The 21,559-nt window shown below is 35.6% G+C and carries 22 protein-coding genes and 3 pseudogenes; 23 read left to right on the top strand and 2 right to left on the bottom strand.

Annotation, left to right across the window (positions count from 1 at the left end):
• The first annotated feature begins 243 nt into the window (after nt 1-243).
• The 6 genes from MHH71_RS03270 (at nt 244) to MHH71_RS03245 (ending at nt 6,051) form a co-directional block, all read left to right on the top strand.
• A complete protein-coding gene (locus tag MHH71_RS03270) occupies nt 244-1,710 on the top strand; it encodes an aminoacyl-histidine dipeptidase (protein WP_006094846.1) in 1,467 nt (488 codons plus the stop codon).
• 302 nt (nt 1,711-2,012) lie between these two features.
• Entirely contained in the window at nt 2,013-2,864 is an 852-nt protein-coding gene (locus MHH71_RS03265; protein WP_006094845.1) for a metallophosphoesterase, read from the top strand.
• Between the two features lie 305 nt (nt 2,865-3,169).
• Complete coding sequence (locus MHH71_RS03260) at nt 3,170-3,421, top strand: hypothetical protein (RefSeq protein ID WP_003197750.1); 252 nt, start codon at nt 3,170-3,172, stop codon at nt 3,419-3,421.
• A 203-nt stretch (nt 3,422-3,624) separates the two neighbouring features.
• A complete protein-coding gene (locus MHH71_RS03255; protein ID WP_006094844.1) occupies nt 3,625-4,350 on the top strand; it encodes an ABC transporter ATP-binding protein in 726 nt (241 codons plus the stop codon).
• Entirely contained in the window at nt 4,347-5,366 is a 1,020-nt protein-coding gene (locus tag MHH71_RS03250) for an ABC transporter permease (protein WP_018780475.1), read from the top strand. The genes MHH71_RS03255 and MHH71_RS03250 overlap by 4 nt, the downstream gene beginning before the upstream one ends.
• A 25-nt stretch (nt 5,367-5,391) precedes the next feature.
• Nucleotides 5,392-6,051 carry a TetR/AcrR family transcriptional regulator gene (locus MHH71_RS03245; RefSeq protein ID WP_006094842.1) on the top strand — a complete coding sequence of 220 codons (660 nt, stop codon included), beginning with the start codon at nt 5,392-5,394 and terminating at the stop codon, nt 6,049-6,051.
• Nucleotides 6,052-6,092: 41 nt separating this feature from the next.
• Here MHH71_RS03245 and MHH71_RS30510 read toward each other — a convergent pair.
• Nucleotides 6,093-6,788: pseudogene (locus tag MHH71_RS30510) on the bottom strand (site-specific integrase); the annotation flags it as partial.
• Here MHH71_RS30510 and MHH71_RS03230 point away from each other — a divergent pair.
• The 9 genes and pseudogenes from MHH71_RS03230 to MHH71_RS03190 form a co-directional block, all read left to right on the top strand.
• A pseudogene (locus MHH71_RS03230) lies at nt 6,778-7,085 on the top strand (hypothetical protein); the annotation flags it as partial. The pseudogenes MHH71_RS30510 and MHH71_RS03230 overlap by 11 nt on opposite strands.
• A gap of 93 nt (nt 7,086-7,178) precedes the next feature.
• Nucleotides 7,179-7,403 (top strand): hemolysin XhlA family protein, encoded by a 225-nt coding sequence (locus MHH71_RS03225; RefSeq protein ID WP_006094839.1) that lies wholly within the window; start codon nt 7,179-7,181, stop codon nt 7,401-7,403.
• A 73-nt stretch (nt 7,404-7,476) separates the two neighbouring features.
• Nucleotides 7,477-7,704 carry a BhlA/UviB family holin-like peptide gene (locus tag MHH71_RS03220; RefSeq protein WP_033798869.1) on the top strand — a complete coding sequence of 76 codons (228 nt, stop codon included), beginning with the start codon at nt 7,477-7,479 and terminating at the stop codon, nt 7,702-7,704.
• Nucleotides 7,704-8,051: pseudogene (locus MHH71_RS03215) on the top strand (N-acetylmuramoyl-L-alanine amidase); the annotation flags it as partial. The gene MHH71_RS03220 and the pseudogene MHH71_RS03215, both read left to right, overlap by 1 nt.
• 128 nt (nt 8,052-8,179) lie before the next feature.
• Entirely contained in the window at nt 8,180-9,034 is an 855-nt protein-coding gene (locus MHH71_RS03210) for an ABC transporter ATP-binding protein (protein ID WP_018780480.1), read from the top strand.
• Entirely contained in the window at nt 9,027-9,683 is a 657-nt protein-coding gene (locus MHH71_RS03205; protein WP_033798868.1) for an ABC-2 transporter permease, read from the top strand. Before MHH71_RS03210 ends, MHH71_RS03205 begins: the two co-directional genes overlap by 8 nt.
• Nucleotides 9,680-10,051, top strand: a complete 372-nt coding sequence (locus MHH71_RS03200) for a GntR family transcriptional regulator (protein WP_033798867.1) — start codon at nt 9,680-9,682, stop codon at nt 10,049-10,051. The genes MHH71_RS03205 and MHH71_RS03200 overlap by 4 nt, the downstream gene beginning before the upstream one ends.
• A gap of 211 nt (nt 10,052-10,262) precedes the next feature.
• Entirely contained in the window at nt 10,263-10,643 is a 381-nt protein-coding gene (locus tag MHH71_RS03195) for a hypothetical protein (protein ID WP_006094832.1), read from the top strand.
• Nucleotides 10,643-10,855, top strand: coding sequence for a hypothetical protein (locus tag MHH71_RS03190; protein WP_033798866.1), 213 nt, complete (start codon nt 10,643-10,645; stop codon nt 10,853-10,855). Before MHH71_RS03195 ends, MHH71_RS03190 begins: the two co-directional genes overlap by 1 nt.
• Nucleotides 10,856-11,046: 191 nt before the next feature.
• On the opposite strand, the gene MHH71_RS03185 is transcribed toward MHH71_RS03190, so the two are convergent.
• Nucleotides 11,047-11,694 (bottom strand): DUF2625 family protein, encoded by a 648-nt coding sequence (locus MHH71_RS03185; RefSeq protein WP_033799334.1) that lies wholly within the window; start codon nt 11,692-11,694, stop codon nt 11,047-11,049.
• 531 nt (nt 11,695-12,225) lie between these two features.
• Here MHH71_RS03185 and MHH71_RS03180 point away from each other — a divergent pair.
• The 8 genes from MHH71_RS03180 (at nt 12,226) to MHH71_RS03145 (ending at nt 21,410) form a co-directional block, all read left to right on the top strand.
• On the top strand, nt 12,226-13,194 hold the full coding sequence (locus MHH71_RS03180; protein ID WP_006094900.1) for a YbgA family protein: 969 nt from the start codon (nt 12,226-12,228) through the stop codon (nt 13,192-13,194).
• 215 nt (nt 13,195-13,409) lie between these two features.
• Complete coding sequence (locus MHH71_RS03175; protein WP_006094899.1) at nt 13,410-14,555, top strand: acyl-CoA dehydrogenase; 1,146 nt, start codon at nt 13,410-13,412, stop codon at nt 14,553-14,555.
• 14 nt (nt 14,556-14,569) lie between these two features.
• Nucleotides 14,570-15,907, top strand: coding sequence for an acetyl-CoA carboxylase biotin carboxylase subunit (locus MHH71_RS03170; RefSeq protein WP_006094898.1), 1,338 nt, complete (start codon nt 14,570-14,572; stop codon nt 15,905-15,907).
• 27 nt (nt 15,908-15,934) lie between these two features.
• Nucleotides 15,935-16,150: an acetyl-CoA carboxylase biotin carboxyl carrier protein subunit gene (locus MHH71_RS03165; protein ID WP_003197789.1), complete on the top strand. Its 216-nt coding sequence runs from the start codon at nt 15,935-15,937 to the stop codon at nt 16,148-16,150.
• Nucleotides 16,151-16,172: 22 nt separating this feature from the next.
• Nucleotides 16,173-17,084 carry a hydroxymethylglutaryl-CoA lyase gene (locus tag MHH71_RS03160; protein WP_006094897.1) on the top strand — a complete coding sequence of 304 codons (912 nt, stop codon included), beginning with the start codon at nt 16,173-16,175 and terminating at the stop codon, nt 17,082-17,084.
• Nucleotides 17,085-17,088: 4 nt separating this feature from the next.
• Complete coding sequence (locus tag MHH71_RS03155) at nt 17,089-17,877, top strand: enoyl-CoA hydratase (RefSeq protein WP_006094896.1); 789 nt, start codon at nt 17,089-17,091, stop codon at nt 17,875-17,877.
• A gap of 2 nt (nt 17,878-17,879) precedes the next feature.
• Complete coding sequence (locus MHH71_RS03150) at nt 17,880-19,421, top strand: acyl-CoA carboxylase subunit beta (RefSeq protein WP_006094895.1); 1,542 nt, start codon at nt 17,880-17,882, stop codon at nt 19,419-19,421.
• Between the two features lie 48 nt (nt 19,422-19,469).
• Nucleotides 19,470-21,410: an AMP-binding protein gene (locus tag MHH71_RS03145; RefSeq protein ID WP_078211923.1), complete on the top strand. Its 1,941-nt coding sequence runs from the start codon at nt 19,470-19,472 to the stop codon at nt 21,408-21,410.
• The last annotated feature ends 149 nt before the right edge of the window (nt 21,411-21,559 follow it).

The following is a 21,559-nucleotide window of genomic DNA, read 5'->3' as shown; positions in this document are numbered from 1 at the left end:
GTTCAGGACAAGGAAGGTTTTCTGTAAAATACATATGCATTTTCCTTAATTTTTTAAATGTAGTATAAAATTATACTGATATTCTGTGAAATGGATATGGGATAGTTTTTGATAAATAGAAGTGATAGATCTATACCTTTAATAAAAAGTAAAATGATGAAGCATGGTATAATGGTAAAGACAAGAATAATTTGAAATTCAAAGATTTATCCAATCAGTTTTATTTAAGAGAGGAGCTTCAAAATGTATTCTAATTTAGAACAATTAACAAAGCACCCTGTATTTTATCATTTTGCAGAAATTTCAAAGATTCCAAGAGGATCTGGAAATGAAAAAGAAATTAGTGATTATTTAGTTGAATTTGCAAAAGATCGTAATTTAGATGTTGTACAAGATGAAGCATTAAATGTAGTCATTAAAAAGACAGCAACTGACGGTTATGAAAATGTTCCTGCAATTATTATTCAAGGCCATATGGACATGGTTTGCGAGAAGAACCAAGCAACTGTTCATGATTTTGAAAAAGATCCGATTGAGCTACGAATCGTTGGGGACATGCTGTATGCAAATCAAACGACTTTAGGTGCTGATAATGGTATTGCGGTTGCGTATGCATTAGCACTATTAGATTCAACGGATATTCCACATCCAGCTCTTGAGGTTGTGATTACAACAGAAGAAGAGACAACAATGGGTGGTGCTTTTGCTGTTGATGCGAAGCACTTTGATGGGAAAATATTTATTAATATCGACTCTGAAGAAGATCATAAATTACTAGTGAGCAGTGCAGGTGGAGCGAAGGCAGTTGAAACGATTCCTGTTGCTTGGGAAGAAGTACCTGCTGAACTAGAAGCATACCGTTTATATGTTGGAGGCTTAAAAGGTGGCCACTCTGGTATGGAGATTGATAAACAAAGAGGAAATGCCAATAAAGTTTTAGGACGCGTTCTTCATGATTTATCAAATGAAATTTCATTTAACATGAGTGGAATTCACGGTGGATTAAAAACAAATGCGATTCCGCGTGAAAGCGTAGCAACAATTTTATTATCTGTAAATGATGTACAAAAGGTAGAAGAGAAAGTAGCAGAATGGACACGTATTTTCCAAGACGAGCTACGTGCTGTAGATCCTGATGTACATGTTTCTCTTACAAAATTAGAAGAAAAAGTAGAAAAAGTATTTGCAACAGAAACACAGAAACAACTTATTTCTTCTTTATTCTTGATTCCAAATGGCATTCAAAGCATGAGCATGGATATTAAAGGACTTGTAGAAAGCTCAACAAACTTAGGTGTTATTGAAACGTTACATAATGAAATTAAATTAAGAAATGAAGTAAGAAGCTCTGTAAGCAGTTTAAAACAGCACATTACGAATGAAATTAAGTATATTGCAGAATTAGTTGGGGCGCAATTTGAGAAGGAATCAGAGTATCCAGAATGGCCGTACAATCCCAATTCACCAATTCGTGATTTGTTTGAAAAAGTGCATAAAGAAAAATATAACAAAGATGCTGAAATCTTTGCAGTGCACGCTGGTATTGAATGTAGTGTATTTGTTCAAAAAATGCCTGAATTGGATGCCATCTCATTCGGACCAGATATTTTCAATGTTCATACGCCAGATGAACATATTAGTATTTCATCAGTTATAAATAACTGGGGATACTTCATTAAAGTAATGAGAGAAACGAAATCACTAGCATAAATATAAATGAATCAAACTGCCTAAGGTCCCCCTTAGGCAGTTTTTTTGCTGCATTGATATAGATAAAACAAAGAAATTCTTATATAGATACAATGAAGTTGATATCTGTAATGTTAGTTAAGGAGCAAGGAACACTGCGAAAAAAAGATAATTTCACATACTGTATTAAAAGAAAAAATAAAACATTATAAAAATAAAATACTATTTATTTGTAGAAATAGATAGTTTGATAAAATGTTAATGATATGATTAAAAAGAATTGCTAAAAATATATTTAATAGAATTTTTATAAGGGAGAAGATATGAAAAAAAGATATAAAAGGTTATTTATTATAAGTGCAATAGCAATAGGAGTCAGTGCATTCTCATACTTACAAAATAATTTAATAAGTGTAAGTAAAATATCAATAACATCTAGTAAGATACCTTCTAATTTCAAGGGATTTAAAATTGTACAGTTATCGGATTTACATAGTAAAAAATTTGGAGAAAACCAAGAAGTTTTAATTGAAAAAGTAAAAAGCTTGAACCCTGATATTATCGTTATTACAGGAGATCTAATTGATAGTAAGAGGTATGATGCAGAGGCGAGCTTAAAGGTAGTGAAAGAGCTTGTAAAACACTATCCCGTTTATTTTGTTACAGGAAATCATGAATTATGGTCAGGGAGGTATGATAGTTTAGAAAAAGAGTTGAAAAGATATAATGTGACAGTTTTGAGAAATGAACATGAACGTATTCAAAAAGAGGGGCAGGAAATTTGCCTTCTCGGCATAGATGATCCGGCATTTACCGCGAAAAATAACGATGAAAATGAAGAGATGTCTACAGTGAAAAATGAAATCGTTAAAGCGAAAAATGAGGTAGATCAGGATGAATATAAAGTGCTACTTTCACATAGACCTGAACTTTTACAAGTATACGCTGAGCAACAAATTGATTTAGTTTTAACAGGGCATGCACATGGAGGACAAGTAAGACTACCTTTTATTGGAGGCTTAGTTGCACCTAATCAAGGCATATTACCCAAATACACAGCAGGTTCATATAAGGAACAAGGTACTTCCATGATAGTAAGCAGAGGGTTAGGGAATAGCATCATTCCTCAAAGGATTTTTAATAGACCAGAAATTGTAGTCGTACAACTGGATTAATTTGTACGACTTTTTTTTATTAGCTTTGAGTGACGTTGCGGTGGTCCATTCACTATAACTCTTTTAATAGAAAATAAGATAACAAATGTAAGTAACAGAAAATATGTATGATGAAAGATTGGTGTTTTCTAAAAAGTACAAGTATCCATTACAATTTTGTTAAATTTGTTCTACGCTACATAAACTAACAAATTTTGACGTTCTTTCTTTGTTATAGTGTAAATAATCAAAATACTCAGTTTTCATTCAGATTAGAATGCTTATGGCTTGTGCATATAAAAAACTAATTATAAAGGAGTGTACACATGCATAAAGAATTTGAAATTGAGGAATATACTGCAATTGAAGAACAAATTCATTATTATAGTCAATGTTTATTGGTGAATCATCCTGAGCAAATTGTGAAGTATTTAGAAAAAAGGTTAGAAAAATATACAGAAACATTAAAATATGCACATTTGTATCCCGAAAAAGTTATTTTGCCTATCCAGCAGTTAGTAATTGAGTATTCTTTAGATCTTGCTAGAATTAGAAAGTATTTAAATTTAGAAACGTAGCCTATAAATAATGATTTAAAATGAAACAGAGTCGACAGTGAGAAATGAATTCTATTGTCGACTCTGTTTCATTGTTCTATAGACAATGTACTAGTTGTTAGAAAGATTGAAAAGATAATACTCATAAATATAATTTGACATATAATAATCTAAGAGTAAAATAAAAGTGAGTACTCACTCATTTTGAAAAGGAGGAGATCTTATTGCAACAACCTTCAGTCATTTTACAAGATGTATCAAAGTGTTTTGGAAAAAAAGAAGTACTGCACAATATTTCACTATCTGTAGCAGAGACAGAGATTTTTGGTTTAGTAGGTCCATCCGGGTCTGGTAAAACGACGCTTATTAAAATGATTGCTGGCATTAGTGAATCAACAGTAGGGAATGTAATAGCATTAGGGGTACAAATGCCAAACTTAAACGGCATGAAGCAAATAGGTTATATGGCACAAGCCGATGCGCTGTATGAAGAATTATCAGCTTATGAAAATGCAGATTTTATCGCAACAATGTATGGATTGAAAGGTAAACATAAGGAGGAGAGAATTGAAGAAGTTTTTACATTAGTTGAATTATCAGAGCATGCTAAAAAACAAGTACAACACTTTTCAGGGGGGATGAAAAAGCGGTTATCTCTAGCGATGGCACTTTTACATAAACCAAAGCTTTTAATTTTAGATGAGCCAACGGTTGGAATTGATCCAGTTCTTCGTAAATCTATTTGGGAAAAATTTTATGAGCTCAAAGGGCAAGGAACAACGATTATTGTGACAACACATATTATGGACGAAGCTGAATTTTGTGAACGTCTTGGATTAATTAGAGATGGGAAGTTAATTGCAACAGGAACTCCAAATGATTTAAAAGATCGAACTTCATCAGGACGGATTGAAGATGTCTTTCTATTGGAAGGAGCGGTTGAATCATGAGAGTCGGTGGTGTAATTATTCGGATTATTCGTCAGTTTCTTCGGGATAAACGGTCACTTGCGATGATGTTTGGAGCGCCAATGTTACTCCTTTGGTTATTATCGCTTGTGTTTACACAAAAGGATTACACTCCTCATATTGCATTAATAGATGTTCCAGCACCTATAGTAGAATCAATGAAAAAACAAGATGCTACCATCTATGAGTATAGTAAAGATGAAGCGTATTCTAAATTAAAAAATCAACAAATAGATGCCATTATCACTTTAGAACATGGAAAAGCGAATGTATTGCTAGAAGGTAGTGATTCTTCAAAAAACCGTGCAGTGCTACAGACATTACAAAAGGCCACAGAAAAAAATGATATGCCCGGTATGAAACCAGAAATTGATTTTTTACATGGTTCCGCAGATTTCACGATGTTTGATGGACTTGGACCGGTATTAATTGGCTTTTTTACATTCTTCTTTGTTTTTATTTTATCAGGAGTTTCCTTTGTACGAGAACGTTTAAGTGGGACGTTGGAAAGATTATTATCTACTCCAGTGCGCCGCTGGGAAATTGTTGTTGGTTATATAATTGGATTTGGCATTTTTGCGTTTTTACAGTCTGTTATCATTGTAAGTTTCTCTGTCTATATTCTTGATTTATACGTAGCAGGGTCACCGTGGCTTACATTACTAATTACATGTATGCTTTCACTAACAGCGTTAACACTAGGTACTTTTTTATCGGCATACGCCAATAACGAATTTCAAATGATTCAGTTTATCCCACTGGTCATCGTACCGCAAATTTTCTTTTCAGGTTTATTTCCAATGGAATCAATGAATAAGTGGCTACAAATGCTAGGTAAGGTATTTCCGCTAACATATGGTGCTGATGCAATGAAACAAGTGATGATTCGTAATCAAGGATTTACTGAAATTGCGGGAGACCTTTGTGTGTTACTTCTTTTTGCGATAGTATTTACAGTAGGGAATATATTTGCTTTGAAGAAACATCGCAAAATATAATGTTTATAAAAAAGGGGCTTTACGAATGAAGAAAGATTGGCTGGAAGAATTAATTGCTGCTACAGACACAGATAAACGTAATGAACGTCAAATGCGTATATTAGAAGCAGCGGTTGATATGTTTGGAGAAAAAGGATATGCGTCAACTTCAACGAGTGAAATTGCAAAGCGTGCTGGTGTAGCGGAGGGAACAATCTTCCGCTACTATAAAACAAAAAAAGATTTACTATTAGCGGTTGTCATGCCAACATTAACAAAGTTTGCTGCTCCATTTTTTGTACAGGCTTTTGCAAAAGAAATACTGGAGAATACGTATGAAACGTATGAAGAATTTTTAAGAAAAGCAATTCGAAATCGATTTGAATTTGCTAAAAAACATTTTCCAATGTTAAAAATTTTAATACAAGAAGTACCGTTTCAACCAGAATTAAAAAATGAAATACAACAATTAGTAGAGAAGGAACTTTTTTCTCGCTTTGAAAAATTAATTGTACATTTTCAAGAACAAGGACAAATTATTGAAATGCCAATCCCTTCAGTTATCCGCTTTACTTTATCAGCTATAATGGGGTTAATTTTAACCCGATTTTTATTATTACCTGAAGAAAAATGGGACGATGAAGTGGAAATTGAAAATACGATTCAATTTATATTGTATGGACTAACACCACAAACGTTGCTATAACAACGTTTGTGGGTTTTGATTTTCGTATTTGCAAACATTGACTATCCAAAGATATTTTTTCCGAAAGTTTTAACGGATTCTTCTTGCATGTTGGATAACACATGAGAGTAAACTCTTAATGTCATAGATATATCCGTATGACCTAATCTTTCGCTTATAATTTTAGGGTTGACCCCTTGTTTTAATAATAGCGTTGCGTGAGTATGTCTTAAATCATGGAATTTAATTTTTTCACATCAGCTCTTGTGATTACTTTAACTAAATTTTCTCTAAATGTATTCCTTTTTACTATTTCTCCAAAATCATTGCAATTAATTAAATCTAAATCTCGATAAGCGGAACCAAGTCGTAATTTATCCTTGTTAATTTTGATTTTATGTTTTCTTAACTCTTCGACTGTTTCATTAGGAATAGGAATAGTCCGTTTTGATGAGTTTGTTTTAGCACTTGACTTCAATTTATTATCATTACCTAATGTCTGATTACTAGTTACTGTATGATTATCAAAATCAACATCTTGCCATCGTAAACCTAGAACCTCTCCTAAACGAAATCCTGTGGTTATTGTAAGAACAAATCCAATATGATAAGGTGATTCTTGAGAATGCAATGAAAATTTTTTTACTTCTTCCTCTGTCCAAATTCGGGTGGTTTTTTTCCTTTTTAGGTATTTCTGCATTTTCAACAGGATTCCGAAGAATAATTTGTTGCTTAACAGCTAAATTTAAAGCATTCCTTGTAAATGGTCAAGGTGGCGGAAAAGTAACGGAAGATTACTATAACGTCACGGACGAACAACAAGCGATTCAAGCTGATAGTAAAAGAATGATGAAGAAGCGCCAAATGCTTCTGAAATGAAGGCGTTCAATAAAGTAGATAAGGAAATGGCTAAGCTACGTAAAGAATACTATCAAGTGAAATCCGATACAGAAATGGATTGAGAAGTAGAACGTAATGAATTGGATCGTTTGGATGAAGAAATGCGTGCACTCGCACGAGAGGGTATTAAAATTTTTGGACCTGATTATAAGTAAGAGCTCTTTTTTATGTGATAAAGAACATTTTGTCCACTGTTAGAATAAGATATTTAGATGTTTCATATTTATTAGGAATAAAGAAGTGAAAATATGGAAGATTTAGAACGAAAAATAGACTACTTAAAGTTAGAGCAAACAGAGATAATGAAGGATATTCGAAATTTAGAAACACGTACCACCATAAATGAAAAAGATATAGCGACAATTAATAAGCAATTAGAGAAAATTAGTATGAATACAACTTGGATTTTGCGAATTATTATTGGTGCAGTTGTAATGGGGATTTTAAGCCTAATAATCAAAGGGACAATTTGATATCAGAGAAATATATTTTTGCGAAAGAGGGACAAGTGTCTCTCTTTTTATTTTTCCAAAGGAGATGAGAACGATGGAGGAACAAATTTTTAATTCAATGATTCAACAAGGAGCATTTGTAGCGTTATTCGTGTGGATGCTTTTTACTACGCAAAAAAAGAATGAACAGCGTGCAGCACAATATCAAAAGGTCATTGAGAAAAACCAACAAGTCATCGAAGAACAAGCAAAAGCCTTTGGTTCACTATCAAAAGATGTATCAGATATCAAACAAAAAATCCTGGGGGAAGGTGATGTGTAATGAAGAAAACAATGAAACTATGTACTTCTGTTCTTGCAACGTTACTTATTTTATTTTCGTTTGTTACGGGTGCATTTGCTGATAGACTTTTAATTATTGATGGTTTATCTAAAATCCCTTATCGTTACGGTGCATATGAAGGAGTAGTGGCACATTCCACAGCCACACCTGAAGCACCAGCTATTAATATCCAAAAATACGAGTCTTGTACTTGGCGTAATGCATTTGTACATTATGCAGTTGATTGGGACGAAACAATTCAAATTGCGGATACACGTTATATTGCGTATGGTGCAGGTTCTGCAGCAAATAAGCGATTTGTACATGTAGAACTATGCGAAACAGCAAAACAACACAATTTATATTGTGATGCATGAAAAATGGGTGCATATTGGAAAATTTGATAGTTATCTTAATAAGTACTCTGGCATATATTGTGCATATACGGTATACACAATTAATAAGGAGGTTCTGTATGCTGGCATTAGACATTAGAAATTTAAATAAGAAATATCAAAATTTCGAGTTAAAGGATGTATCGTTTCAACTGGAAAAGGGTTATATTATGGGCTTTATCGGTGCCAATGGCGCAGGAAAAACAACCACCATTAAATCGATCTTGAACATGATTAATCTTGATAGCGGCGAGGTACGCATTTTAGGCAAGAACATTGCCGAACACGAGGTTGAATTGAAACAGGAAATCGGATACACATTTAGCGGCATTGACTTTTATACTCGAAGCAAAATGAAGATGTTGACCAATGTGATTAAGAAATTCTACACGAATTGGGATGATGAAACCTATTACAACTATTTACGAAGATTTAAATTGGATGAAAACAAAAAAATCGTTGAATTGTCGACGGGGATGAAGGTAAAGTACAGTTTGGCCCTTGCCCTATCCCATGGGGCGAAGCTTCTCATCCTAGACGAACCGACAAGCGGACTCGATCCAGCCGCAAGAGATGATCTGTTGGATATTTTTCAAGAGCTCGTGATAGATGGCGAGATCAGCATTATTTTCTCTACTCATATTACATCCGACTTGGAGAAATGCGCGGATTTTATTACCTTTATCGAAAACGGTCAAATTATCAACAGTTCTGAGAAAGATGAATTTATTGCCTCATATCGCCTACTAAATGGTAACGGAAACCAGCTAAATCAGGTGAAAGAAAATTTGATTTCCTACAAAATAAATTCATTTGGCTTTACGGGATTGATTCACTCCAAAGACTTCGATCCCTCCTCCGATATTAAAGCAACCACGCCGAGTCTCGAAGAAATCATGATTTACTTCTCAAAAAAGGAGGATATGTATGTATAACTTAGTGATGAAGGATTTAAAATTAGGCCTAAATCCCATGTTTTTTGTATTACCTGTTTTGATAGGTGCATTAATGCTTGTTCCCGGTTGGTTATATTTTATTGTCATTCTGTATTTTTGCTGGATAACGATACCGATTATGTTTGCAGGATATAGAACTCAGAACGATTTGATATTTACTACTATGATGCCTGTAACCAGAAAAGACATGGTGAAGGCGAGGGTGTTTGTTATTGTCATTCTGGAATTATTGCATATTGTTAGTGCAATTATCTTTGGAATGTTAAATATTCGCTTATATCCGAATCAAACCTACTATTTCTTCGCACCGCACATGGGTTTCTGGGGACTATGTTTTGTCATGCTCGCGATCTTCAACATCATCTTTATTTCCATGTATTACAAGACAGCGTATAAATATGGTGAAGCAACCTTCGCATCCGTTACAGCCGCAATGGTTTTTGCCGGAGTTGCACAATGGCTCGGAATCCAGAATTCTTTTGTGTCTGACATTTTCAATGGTAGCGGTGCTGACAATATGGCGCTTCAAATATCCATCCTGATCGCAGGAATCGTGATATTTACTTTGTTCACCATGATTGCTTATCGAATTGCGTATAAGCGATTCCTACAAGTGGAGATACAATGAATATAGCAATTTCGAACACATCTGAAAAGCCAATTTATCAGCAGCTTTTCGAACAAATCAGCGCCCAAATTTTGAAAGGCGAATTAGAAGGCGGCTATTGTTTACCACCAATTCGACAAGCAGCCAAGGAACTTCGTGTTAGTATCATCACCGTAAAGAAAGCTTGGGAAGAACTCGAACGATGTGGTTTGATAAATACAATAACGGGTAAAGGGTGCTTTGTAGCAGAAATCTCATCCGATGAGATACTGCGAATACGCAACGAAATGGTCATAAAGCAAATGGTTAGCGACATTTCATACTACAAATCCTTTGGTCTTACAATAGAAGAAGTTATTGAACTTTTGAAGAAGGCTTATACAGTTTAAATAAGACGTTGTGATACGAAATGTGTTCTTGTCATCCTAACTCTCTCAACCAATGACTTCTAATGTGGCTCGTTTCGGTATCTACCATCTGCGCTACCATAACTTATAAGATGCTGCGCAAGTCGGAGGTTTGAAATGGATAGAGTTGATTCTATAACACAAGTTGATAGTATTCAGTAAAAAAATCAGAAGGGTTTGAAGAGTAGTGAAAATGTTAGATAAAACATTTTTTATCGGAACAATGCTACTTATTGTCGGGATCGTGTGGTCCATTGCGACGAACAGCATTGGAACGACTGAATGGATGTTGTTATTAGTGGGAGTCGTATTAGGCATTTTGGCAGGGATGGCCCAAGGATGGGCAATCGCTCAAAAAGAACAAGGGAAAATCGGAACGGGCAAGAGGAACCTCTATGTGGTTGTAACACTTATCGTGTTTGTTGCTCTGAAAGTTACATTAAATATTACGATTCCTTCGTATTTAGCAATAAGTCAGGTCGGACTCTGGCTGTCGATTATTTTTGCCGTTGGAGGTCTTTTCCTCGGGCGTGCTTTATACTCCCTTCCACTGAAATCGATTAGGAGGGGGTGATGGATCTTTGGGAGATGGAAACTTCTCCCATCATTACGCAGCTCTTTATATTTAAATTGAGTTTTTTGCGCAGGAATCCCAAAGAATCCCATCATTTTACGGGTGTGCTTTTGGTTTTTGAGTTAGATCAGTCAGGCAACTTTGCTTTGTCTATGGACCATTCAAATTTTTTAATCTCTTCCACAATCGGGCGCGATTGTGGAGCAACATAGATAGGAAATTATCAAACTTTTTTATAAAAGAATGAACCAACTGAAAATATTAAGAGCGTGTTTTGAGCAATCTTTTTTTCAAAACACGCTCTTTTCTATGAACGTTTATCAAGGTTATTAGTATCAATTTGATCAAACTTTATTTTAAAGCAACAGGGGCGATATCATTCTAATTATAAATGTAGTTAAACTTAACTCAAGTTAAACTGTTTGCTATATTCTTGATTGATATTTAATAGTTCCTTAGCAGGTACAATCTTTTTATCTGCTTTTTCTAACTGTAATTCATTAGACCATAAAAATGGATATATCAATATGGCCTCATCGAATTTCATAATTTCAGAGTCCTCTTTCCATGTATTCCATCTCAGGGTACTATAAAATTCATTCATATTCCCTTGTGCAATCCAAGTTATAAATTCTGAATATTTCATATCTAATGACTCCCACTCTAATGTATCAGGAGCAAAATACCAAATATGGCCTACACCAATAGAAAACTTACCCGCATTTAATGCGAAAACGCCCCCGACAATATCATCTGCAACTATTAGCATTTTATCAATCTTTGTAGCAACTTCATCTTTGTTAACTAGATTATATGAAAGTATCCCTCTATTCTTTTCACTGTCAGAACCAAGTATTCTAATCCAATCATCGACTATTATTTCTGATGTATTATATACTATTGAACCTAGTGCGGATTTTGATGGTATTTGCAATACTTCCAAAGTGTTTTTCCCGTTTGTTGTTTCATTGATATTCAACTTTATTTTTTTGCTCGAATCAGTAAACATATTACTGATTTCTTTCCATAGCCCATTATTTATAGTATCCATTTATTCTCTCCCTTTTTAGTCATCAGTTACTTTATATTTTATTTTTGTTCCATTTTTACTTTCAATTTATCAAGCATTTTATATTGTTGTTCTAAAGTTTCTTTAATTGTTTCTTTGGAAAATCCAGCTTTTTCAAAATCAGATACAATATATTTCAATTCATCTTGTAAGGTAGAACTCCATCCTGAAAAAACATTGCGGATTTAATTATAACAATAAATGGTTAAAATCCCCTCGAAAATACAGTTCATGTCATATGTGTTTCTCGTAGTTCTGAACAGGGAAACAAGAATTAATCTGATATAACGTAGAGGTAAAGAGGGGAGAGGCTTATAATAGAAGAAATATAAAAAAGTGCTAACAAGTTTGCAAACGAACTTGCTAACACTTATATGAAATAGATATAAATTATCACTGATATGTCACTGATATATAGTTATAATAAAAAGAGACAATACAAACTAACCTTGCTTAGAATACTCATTGTAGTACAATTTATATTATATGGATTAACGCCGCGGAGGTAATAAAATGCGACAATTTGCTAAACCAACAGTTGTTGTAAGTAAATGTCTAGAATTTGGTGCTTGCCGTTATAATGGAGATTTGATTCATGATGTGACTATTCGAAATCTACAGCCGTTTGTTACATTTATTCCGGTATGCCCTGAAGTGGAAATTGGATTAGGAATTCCACGTGAGACAATTCGGATTATCGAAGATAGTGGCATTCATAAGCTTGTACAGCCTTCGACAAGAAAAGATGTTACAGAGAGGATGCAACGGTTTTCTGATCAATTTTTAAGTACTTTACTGGATGTTGATGGTTTTATTTTAAAAAATCGTTCCCCAAGTTGCGGAACTAGAGATGTGAAAATTTATACAGGATATGAAAAATCACCAGTAAAAGAGAAGGGTGTTGGATTTTTTGGTGGAGCTGTACTAAAAAAATTTTCGCATATTGCAGTAGAAGAAGAAGGTAGATTGTCGAATTTTATTATTCGTGAACATTTCTTTACGAGGTTGTTTACAATGGCCCATTTCAAAACAATAAAACAGAGTAAAACTCTGAAAGAATTAGTATCATTTCAGTCAGATCATAAATATTTATTTATGGCATATAATCAGGTGAAACAAAAAAAATTAGGCCGTATTATTGCAAATCATGCAAAGGATAATATTGAAAATATCTTTGAAAATTACGAAAAAACCTTGTATGAATTATTGAAGCGAACACCTCGCTATACATCGAATATAAACGTATGTCAGCATATTTTTGGATACTTTAAAGATAAGCTAAACAAGCAAGAAAAAGAGTATTTTTTAACGCTACTTCAAAAATATGCAGATAAGAAAATACCTCTTAGCAATTTACTTGTAGTTTTAAAGTCGTGGGTCTTACGTTTTGAAGACCACTATTTATTACGACAAACATATTTTGAACCGTACCCTGAAGCATTAGTAGAAATTTCAGATTCCGGAAAAGGAAGAGATTATTAAAGAAAAAGCCACATAATTCGACACTGTTATTCCTATGTTGTTGTAGAACAATGTAGGAATTTTTTTGTGCATGAGTACAGATTCTGTTTTAAAATTAAGTTATGACAGAATTATAACAATTATCTAACTACTATTCTTGTCTTTTAAAAGCAATGTTTGTAGTACAGACTCGCACGCTGTCGAAACTCAATATTCGATAAGGGGTGTGTAGCGGAATGGAATTTACTCTAACTCGCGAAAAACAAATGATTAAAGAAATGGTACGAGACTTTGCTGAAAAGGAAGTTGCACCAAAAGCTGTGTATTATGATAAAACAGCTGAATTTCCATACGAAACGTTTCAAAAAATGGGCGAACTGGGATTATTAGGAATTCCATTCACGGAAGAGTATGGAGGTTCTGGCGGCGATACTCTATCGTATGCGTTAGCTGTTGAAGAAATTGGCCGTGCTTGTGGCGGTACAGGTTTAAGTTATGCTGCAACAATTTCATTAGGTGCTTCTCCAATTTATTACTTTGGTACAGAAGAACAAAAGCAGAAGTATTTAGTTCCAATGGCATCTGGAAAAACATTAGGTGCTTTTGGTTTAACTGAACCGAATGCTGGATCCGATGCAGGTGGCACACAAACAAAAGCATTTTTAGATGGTGATGAATATGTGATTAGCGGTGAGAAGTGTTGGATTACGAATGCAGAGTATGCAAATACAATCATTGTAACCGCTATCAATGGTGTCGAAGAAAATGGAAAAAAACGTATTTCTGCATTTATTGTGCCGACAACAAGTAAGGGATTAACGATTTCAAGTCCATACGATAAGATGGGTGTTCGTGCCTCTAATACTTGTGAAATCGTACTTGATGGTGTTCGTGTACCGAAAGAGAATATTCTTGGTGATGTAAATAAAGGATTTAAACAATTCTTATATACACTTGATGGAGGGCGTATTTCAATTGCAGCATTAGCTGTAGGAATTGCACAGTCTGCTTTTGAGCGTGCACTTCAATATGCAAAAGAGCGTCAGCAATTCGGAAAAACGATTTCTAATTTCCAAGCGATTCAATTTAAACTGGCTGATATGGCTACTGAAGTGGAATTGGCGCGTAATTTAGTACATAAAGCGGCTTGGTTAAAGGATCATGATAAACCTTTCGGTAAAGAAGCGGCTATGGCAAAGTTATTTGCATCTGAAGCAGCAAGTCGTATTGCGAATCAAGCAGTGCAAATTCATGGTGGATATGGTTATATGCGTGAATATGAAGTAGAGCGTCATATTCGTGATGCGAAGCTTTTAGAAATTGGTGAAGGAACTTCTGAAATTCAACGTCTCGTAATCGCAAGACATTTAGGGTGTAGATAAAAGGAGGATTCACTATGTTTCAAAAAATATTAATCGCTAATCGTGGCGAAATTGCAGTTCGAATTATAAAAACATGTCAAAAACTTGGAATTCCTACAGTTGCTATTTATTCAGAGGCAGATGAAAATGCACTTCATGTAAAACTAGCAAATGAGGCTTATTTGGTTGGTGGCCCACGTGTCCAAGAGAGCTATTTAAATCTCGAAAAGATTATAGAAATTGCTAAGAAAACAAATACTGAAGCGATTCATCCAGGATATGGATTGTTATCAGAAAATCCTTCCTTCGCGGTTCGCTGTAAAGAAGAAGGAATTGTATTTATTGGTCCTTCTGAAGAAATCATTGCTAAGATGGGAAGTAAAATCGAGTCACGTCTGGCAATGCAAGAAGCAAATGTTCCAGTTGTACCAGGAATCACAACGAATATTGAGACTGCTGAAGAAGCGATTGGAATTGCAAAACAAATTGGTTATCCATTAATGCTGAAGGCATCCGCGGGCGGCGGGGGCATTGGAATGCAGTTGATGGAAACTGAGCAAACGCTCACCAAAGCATTCGAGAGCAATAAAACGCGTGCACAAAACTTTTTTGGTAATGGTGAGATGTACTTAGAGCGATACATTGCAGATGCGCATCATATTGAAATTCAACTTTTAGCTGATACACATGGCAATACAGTTTATTTATGGGAACGTGAATGCTCTGTACAACGCCGGAATCAAAAAGTAATTGAAGAAGCACCGTCTCCATTTTTAGATGAAGAAACACGTAAAGCGATGGGGAAAGTTGCTGTACAAGCAGCAAAAGCTCTTGGCTATACAAATGCAGGTACGGTTGAATTTCTTGTGGATGATAAGAAAAACTTCTATTTCTTAGAGATGAATACAAGGTTACAAGTGGAGCATCCTGTTACTGAAGAAATTACTGGTCTAGATCTTGTTGAACAACAATTACTCATTGCGTCTGGTGAAAAGCTTTCCTTTACGCAGGAGGATATAAATCGTAGTGGTCATGCCATTGAAGCACGTATTTATGCAGAAGATCCAAAAACATTTTTCCCATCACCTGGGAAGATTACGGACCTAACGTTACCAGAAACAGTGCGTATTGATCACTTTTTAGAAAATAATGTTACAATCACACCGTTTTACGATCCGATGATTGCAAAAGTGATTGCTCATGGTGAAACGCGTGAAGAAGCAATTGAAAAATTACAGGATGCACTTCAAAACTTGAAAGTAGAAGGCATTAAGACAAATACATCCATGCTATTGCAAGTGCTAGAAGATGAAGTGTTCCAAAGTGGTATTTATACAACAGGTTTTGTAACAAAACAACTTGTAAAAAAATAAGGTTTATGAATATTAAAGGGGGAAAAAATGATGACAAAAGTATATGCATCGATGGCAGGTAATGTTTGGAAAATTGTTGTGGGAATAGGAGATACAGTAGAAGAAGAACAGGATGTCGTCATTTTGGAATCTATGAAAATGGAAATTCCAATCGTTTCAGAAGAAGCTGGGACAGTTATGAAAATAAATGTGCAAGAGGGCGATTTTGTTAATGAAGGAGATGTATTGGTAGAGATTGAATAGGGAGAAGAAGGGGTGAAATGTATTGAAGCTACCTACTTTTGCTGTCATTAAAGAAGTGGGACCACGTGATGGTTTGCAAAATGAAAAGAAAATTGTTGGCACAAAAGATAAAGTGAAATGGATTCAATTACTTTCAGAAGCTGGATTATCATATATTGAAGTTTCCTCTTTTGTTCACCCGAAATGGGTTCCTGCTTTAGCTGATGCGAGTGATGTATTTACAGAGTTAAAGCGGAATTCAGATATTACATATGCTGCGCTTGTTCCAAATCAAAATGGTTTGGAACGAGCTCTTTTGCAAAATGTAGATGAGGTGAATGTTTTTTTATCAGCGAGTGAATCACATAATAAAAGCAATATTAATAAGTCTATTAAAGAAGCATTATCTGTCATCCAAGATATTACAAAGCAAGCAGAGTTTGCAGGTAAAAGAGTAAGAGGTTACGTTTCTACTGTATTTGGTTGTCCTTATGAAGGAGATGTGAGCATTGATGCTGTAGACGAGTTATGTAATCAACTCTTCTCATATGGTATTTATGAAGTCTCGTTGGGAGACACGATTGGTGTAGCAAATCCATTGCAAGTAGAGCGAGTATTGGAACATTTACTTAAAAAATATGATTCTTCTCAATTTGCGATGCATTTTCATAATACCTACGGGATGGCGCTTGCAAACGTCGTTCAGTCATTGGAATACGGTGTTACGACATTTGATAGTTCCTGTGGTGGGCTTGGTGGTTGTCCGTATGCACCAGGGGCATCAGGTAATGTCGCGACTGATGATTTAGTACATATGCTCCACAAAATGGGCGTACAAACAAATATAAATGAAGAAAATTTATTAAAGGCTAGTCAATTTATTCAAAGCAAGCTAAATATTCAATTGCCAAGTCATGTGTATAAAGCATTGCAACATAAAACAATAAGTAGGTGATAAAATGCTACAATTACAAAACATTTCAGTAGATTATGTAACACCGCATATCGTAAAAATAACATTAAATCGCGAACGGCAAGCAAACTCATTATCTCTTGCACTATTAGAAGAGTTGCAATCTACATTAAATCATATTAATGAAGAAGCCGATGTTCGCGTTGTCATTTTAACAGGCTATGGTGAAAAAGCATTTTGTGCCGGAGCTGATTTAAAAGAACGTGCCAATATGAATGAGGAGCAAGTACGTCATGCAGTTGGGATGATTCGTTCTACAATGGATATGGTTGAGCAATTATCACAACCTGTTATTGCTGCAATAAATGGAATTGCACTTGGTGGTGGTACCGAGTTAAGTTTAGCGTGTGATTTTAGAATTGCGGCAGAAACAGCAAGCCTTGGACTCACTGAAACATCTCTAGCTATCATCCCAGGAGCTGGTGGGACGCAGCGTCTCCCAAGACTAATTGGTGTTGGCAGGGCAAAAGAATTAATTTATACAGCAAGACGTATTTCAGCGCATGAGGCGAAGGAATATGGAATGGTAGAGTTTGTGGTACCAGCTAACTTACTAGAAGAAAAAGCAATTGAAATTGCAAGAAGCATTGCGAGTAATGGACCAATTGCTATTCGATTAGCAAAAGAAGCAATCTCAAATGGGGTACAAGTAGATTTGCATACCGGATTACAAATGGAAAAGCAGGCGTATGAAGGTGTAATCCATACGAAAGATCGATTAGAAGGACTACAAGCATTTCAGGAGAAACGTAAACCAGTGTATAAGGGGGAGTAAATGTGCTAGAACAAAAACAACAATCGAATGCATTTCAAGAACGTGTTGAAACAATTAAACAAGGTGGGGCACCAAAATATCATGAACAAAATAAAGCAAAAGGAAAAATCTTTGTTCGAGATCGCTTAGCTCTTCTATTTGATAATGGTGAATATGTAGAAGATGCATTATTTGCTAATTGTGAGCAAACAGGCTTACCGGCAGATGGTGTTGTAACTGCTACTGGTAAAATACATGGTCGTACTGTATGTGTCATGGCAAATGATTCAACAGTTAAAGCAGGGTCTTGGGGTTCTCGAACTGTTGAAAAAATCTTACGCATTCAAGAAACAGCTGAAAAGTTACGTGTACCACTTTTTTATCTTGTTGATTCTGCAGGTGCTCGTATTACTGACCAAGTTGAAATGTTCCCAGGGCGCCGCGGTGCGGGACGCATTTTTTATAACCAGGTGAAGCTATCAGGTAAGGTACCACAAATTTGTTTATTGTTTGGTCCTTCTGCAGCTGGAGGTGCTTATATTCCTGCTTTCTGTGACGTTGTCATGATGGTTGAAGGAAATGCTTCTATGTATTTAGGTTCTCCGCGTATGGCTGAAATGGTTATTGGTGAAAAAGTAACACTAGAGGAAATGGGCGGCGCTCGTATGCATTGCTCGGTATCAGGATGCGGAGATGTATTATGTAAGACAGAAGAAGATGCGATTGCTCAAGCAAGACAATATATTTCATATTTTCCAAGTAACTATCAAGAAAATGCTCCTATGACTAAGCCTCAAGAACCAAAACAGTTCGAAAAAACGTTAGAACAAATCATCCCAGAAAATCAAAATGCTCCTTTTAATATGAAAGATCTTATTAATCGTATTATCGATGAAGGTTCTTTCTTTGAAGTGAAAAAATTATTTGCACAAGAACTTATTACAGGATTAGGCCGAATTGATGGGAAGCCTATTGGTATTGTTGCAAATCAACCGCGTATGAAAGGCGGTGTATTATTCCACGATTCTGCTGATAAAGCAGCGAAGTTTATTAATTTATGTGACGCATATCATATTCCATTATTATTCCTTGCGGATGTACCTGGATTTATGATTGGAACGAAAGTTGAGAGAGCTGGTATTATTCGTCACGGTGCGAAAATGATTTCTGCTATGAGTGAAGCCACAGTACCGAAAATTTCAATCGTTGTTCGTAAAGCATATGGTGCTGGTCTATATGCAATGGCAGGCCCAGCTTTCGAACCAGATTGTTGTTTAGCGTTACCAACGGCTTCCATTGCTGTAATGGGACCAGAAGCTGCTGTTAATGCCGTATATGCGAATAAAATCGCAGCATTACCAGAAGAAGAGCGTGCAAGCTTCATTGCAGAAAAACGTGAAGAGTATAAAAAAGATATCGATATTTATCGCCTAGCATCAGAAATGGTGATTGATGGTATTGTTCATCCGAATGATTTACGTGAAGAACTAAAGAAGCGTTTCGAAATGTACATGAGTAAATATCAAGTGTTTACAGATCGAAAACATCCAGTGTATCCAGTATAAAAGCCCTATTAAGGGCTTTCTTGTTCGAAAAATGAGGAGGGGAAAACATTGAAACAAGCCGTTTGGTTTCCAACAGAAGAATATAAAGATAAAACACGTCTATATGGGTGGATGAAATCGCTTGGCTATGAAGATTATGAAGCATTTTATAACAAGTCAATTGAAGAAACTGGATGGTTTTGGGGAGAAGCGGAACGTGCAGTTGGTTATCAATGGATGAAGCCGTATACAGAAGTATTAGATTTAGAAAACGGTACACCATTCGCTCAGTGGTACACTGAGGGAACGTGTAATGTAGTAGAATCTGCTTTATCTCGTTGGCTTGCAGATGAAGAAACAAAACAACAACCTGCTCTCATGTACGAAGGGGAAAACGGAACAACAAAATCATTTACATATGAAGAGCTCGATAGCTGGGTGAGCCGAGTTGCAAATGGACTAAAGAATTCCGGAATTGAGAAAGGTGATCGCGTAACGATTTATATGCCAATGATTCCTGAAACAGTTGTTGCCATGCTGGCAGTAATGAAAATAGGTGCGATTATTTCTCCGATTTTTTCAGGATTTGCTTCTGATGCAGTCATGACGCGCGTACAGGCAGCAGGATCCAAAATGATTATTACAGCGGATGGATTCTCGCGCCGTGGTAAAATCGTTTCTTTAAAAGATGAGGTGGATAAAGCGTGTGAACAATGCCCGTCTGTTGAGAAAGTTGTCATTGTTCGTCATGCTGGAAATGATTTTACACCTCATAATTATGATCTTTCATGGAGCGTTTTAGAAAAAGAAAAACCACTTACACATGCTGAAGAAATGAAAAGTGATGACCCGCTTATGCTCATTTATACATCTGGGACGACTGGTAAGCCAAAAGGAACAGTACACACGCACGCCGGATTTCCTCTGAAATCTGCATTTGATGCAGGGTTTGGTATGAATATTAAGCAAGGTGATCGTGTATTATGGGTTACTGATATGGGCTGGATGATGGGACCGTTCTTATTATTTGGTTCACTTATTAATGGTGCAACAATGGTAATGTATGAAGGTGTTCCAGATTATCCGGAAGCAGATCGATTATGGGAAACGATTGATCGATATCAAATTACGCATCTTGGGATTTCACCAACATTAATTCGAGCATTGATGGCAAAAGGTGATGAGTATGTAAAGAAACATTCCCTAGCAAGTTTAGAAGTTTTTGCATCAACAGGTGAACCTTGGAATCCTGACCCTTGGATGTGGCTTTTTGAAACAGTTGGTAAAGGGAAGGTGCCAATTTGTAATTATTCAGGTGGAACAGAAATTTCTGGTGGGATCTTTGGAAACGTTTTAGTTAAACCAATTGCACCGATTAGTTTCAATGCATCTTTACCTGGAATGGCAGCTGTTGTATTAGATGAACAAGGTAATCCAATTCGTGATGAAGTTGGAGAATTATGTTTAGAAAAACCATGGGTCGGAATGACAAAAAGCTTCTGGGGAGATGACGAGCGCTACGTTAATACGTATTGGTCACGTTTTGAAAATAAGTGGGTGCACGGTGATTGGGTAATCTATGACGGAGAGCAATATATCATTACAGGACGTTCTGATGATACATTAAATATTGCCGGGAAGCGTATTGGACCAGCGGAATACGAATCAATTCTTGTAAAGCATCATGATGTAATAGAAGCAGCAGCAATTGGTGTACCAGATGAAGTAAAAGGCGAAGTTTGTCACTGCTTCATTGTTTTACGTGAAGGAACTATATTTACACATGAATTAAAGATAGAGTTATTAAATTTAGTAAACTCTCACATTGGAAAAGCGTTATGTCCAAAGGATATTCATGTTGTAGAAGACTTACCGAAAACACGCAATTCTAAAGTAATGAGACGAGTAATTAAAGCAGCTTACTTAGGGAGAGAATTGGGAGATTTATCTTCACTTGTAAATCCGGAAGTTGTCTCTTATATTCAGGGATTACAATCTAGTCAAATATAAAACAAGACATGAGCCCCGTATAAAAGGGGCTCATGTCTTGTTTTATGATGGATAGATTTTTTGTATTGAGAATCTCCTTTAATATGAATGAAAAGCACATACATTATCTATGCCAAATTGAAATAAAGATTAATTTTGTAGTTCCTTTG

It is taken from the genome of Bacillus sp. FSL H8-0534 (assembly GCF_038005885.1).
GTDB classification, from domain to species: Bacteria; Bacillota; Bacilli; order Bacillales; family Bacillaceae_G; genus Bacillus_A; species Bacillus_A pseudomycoides.
This window is presented reverse-complemented; position numbering and strand designations above follow the sequence as displayed.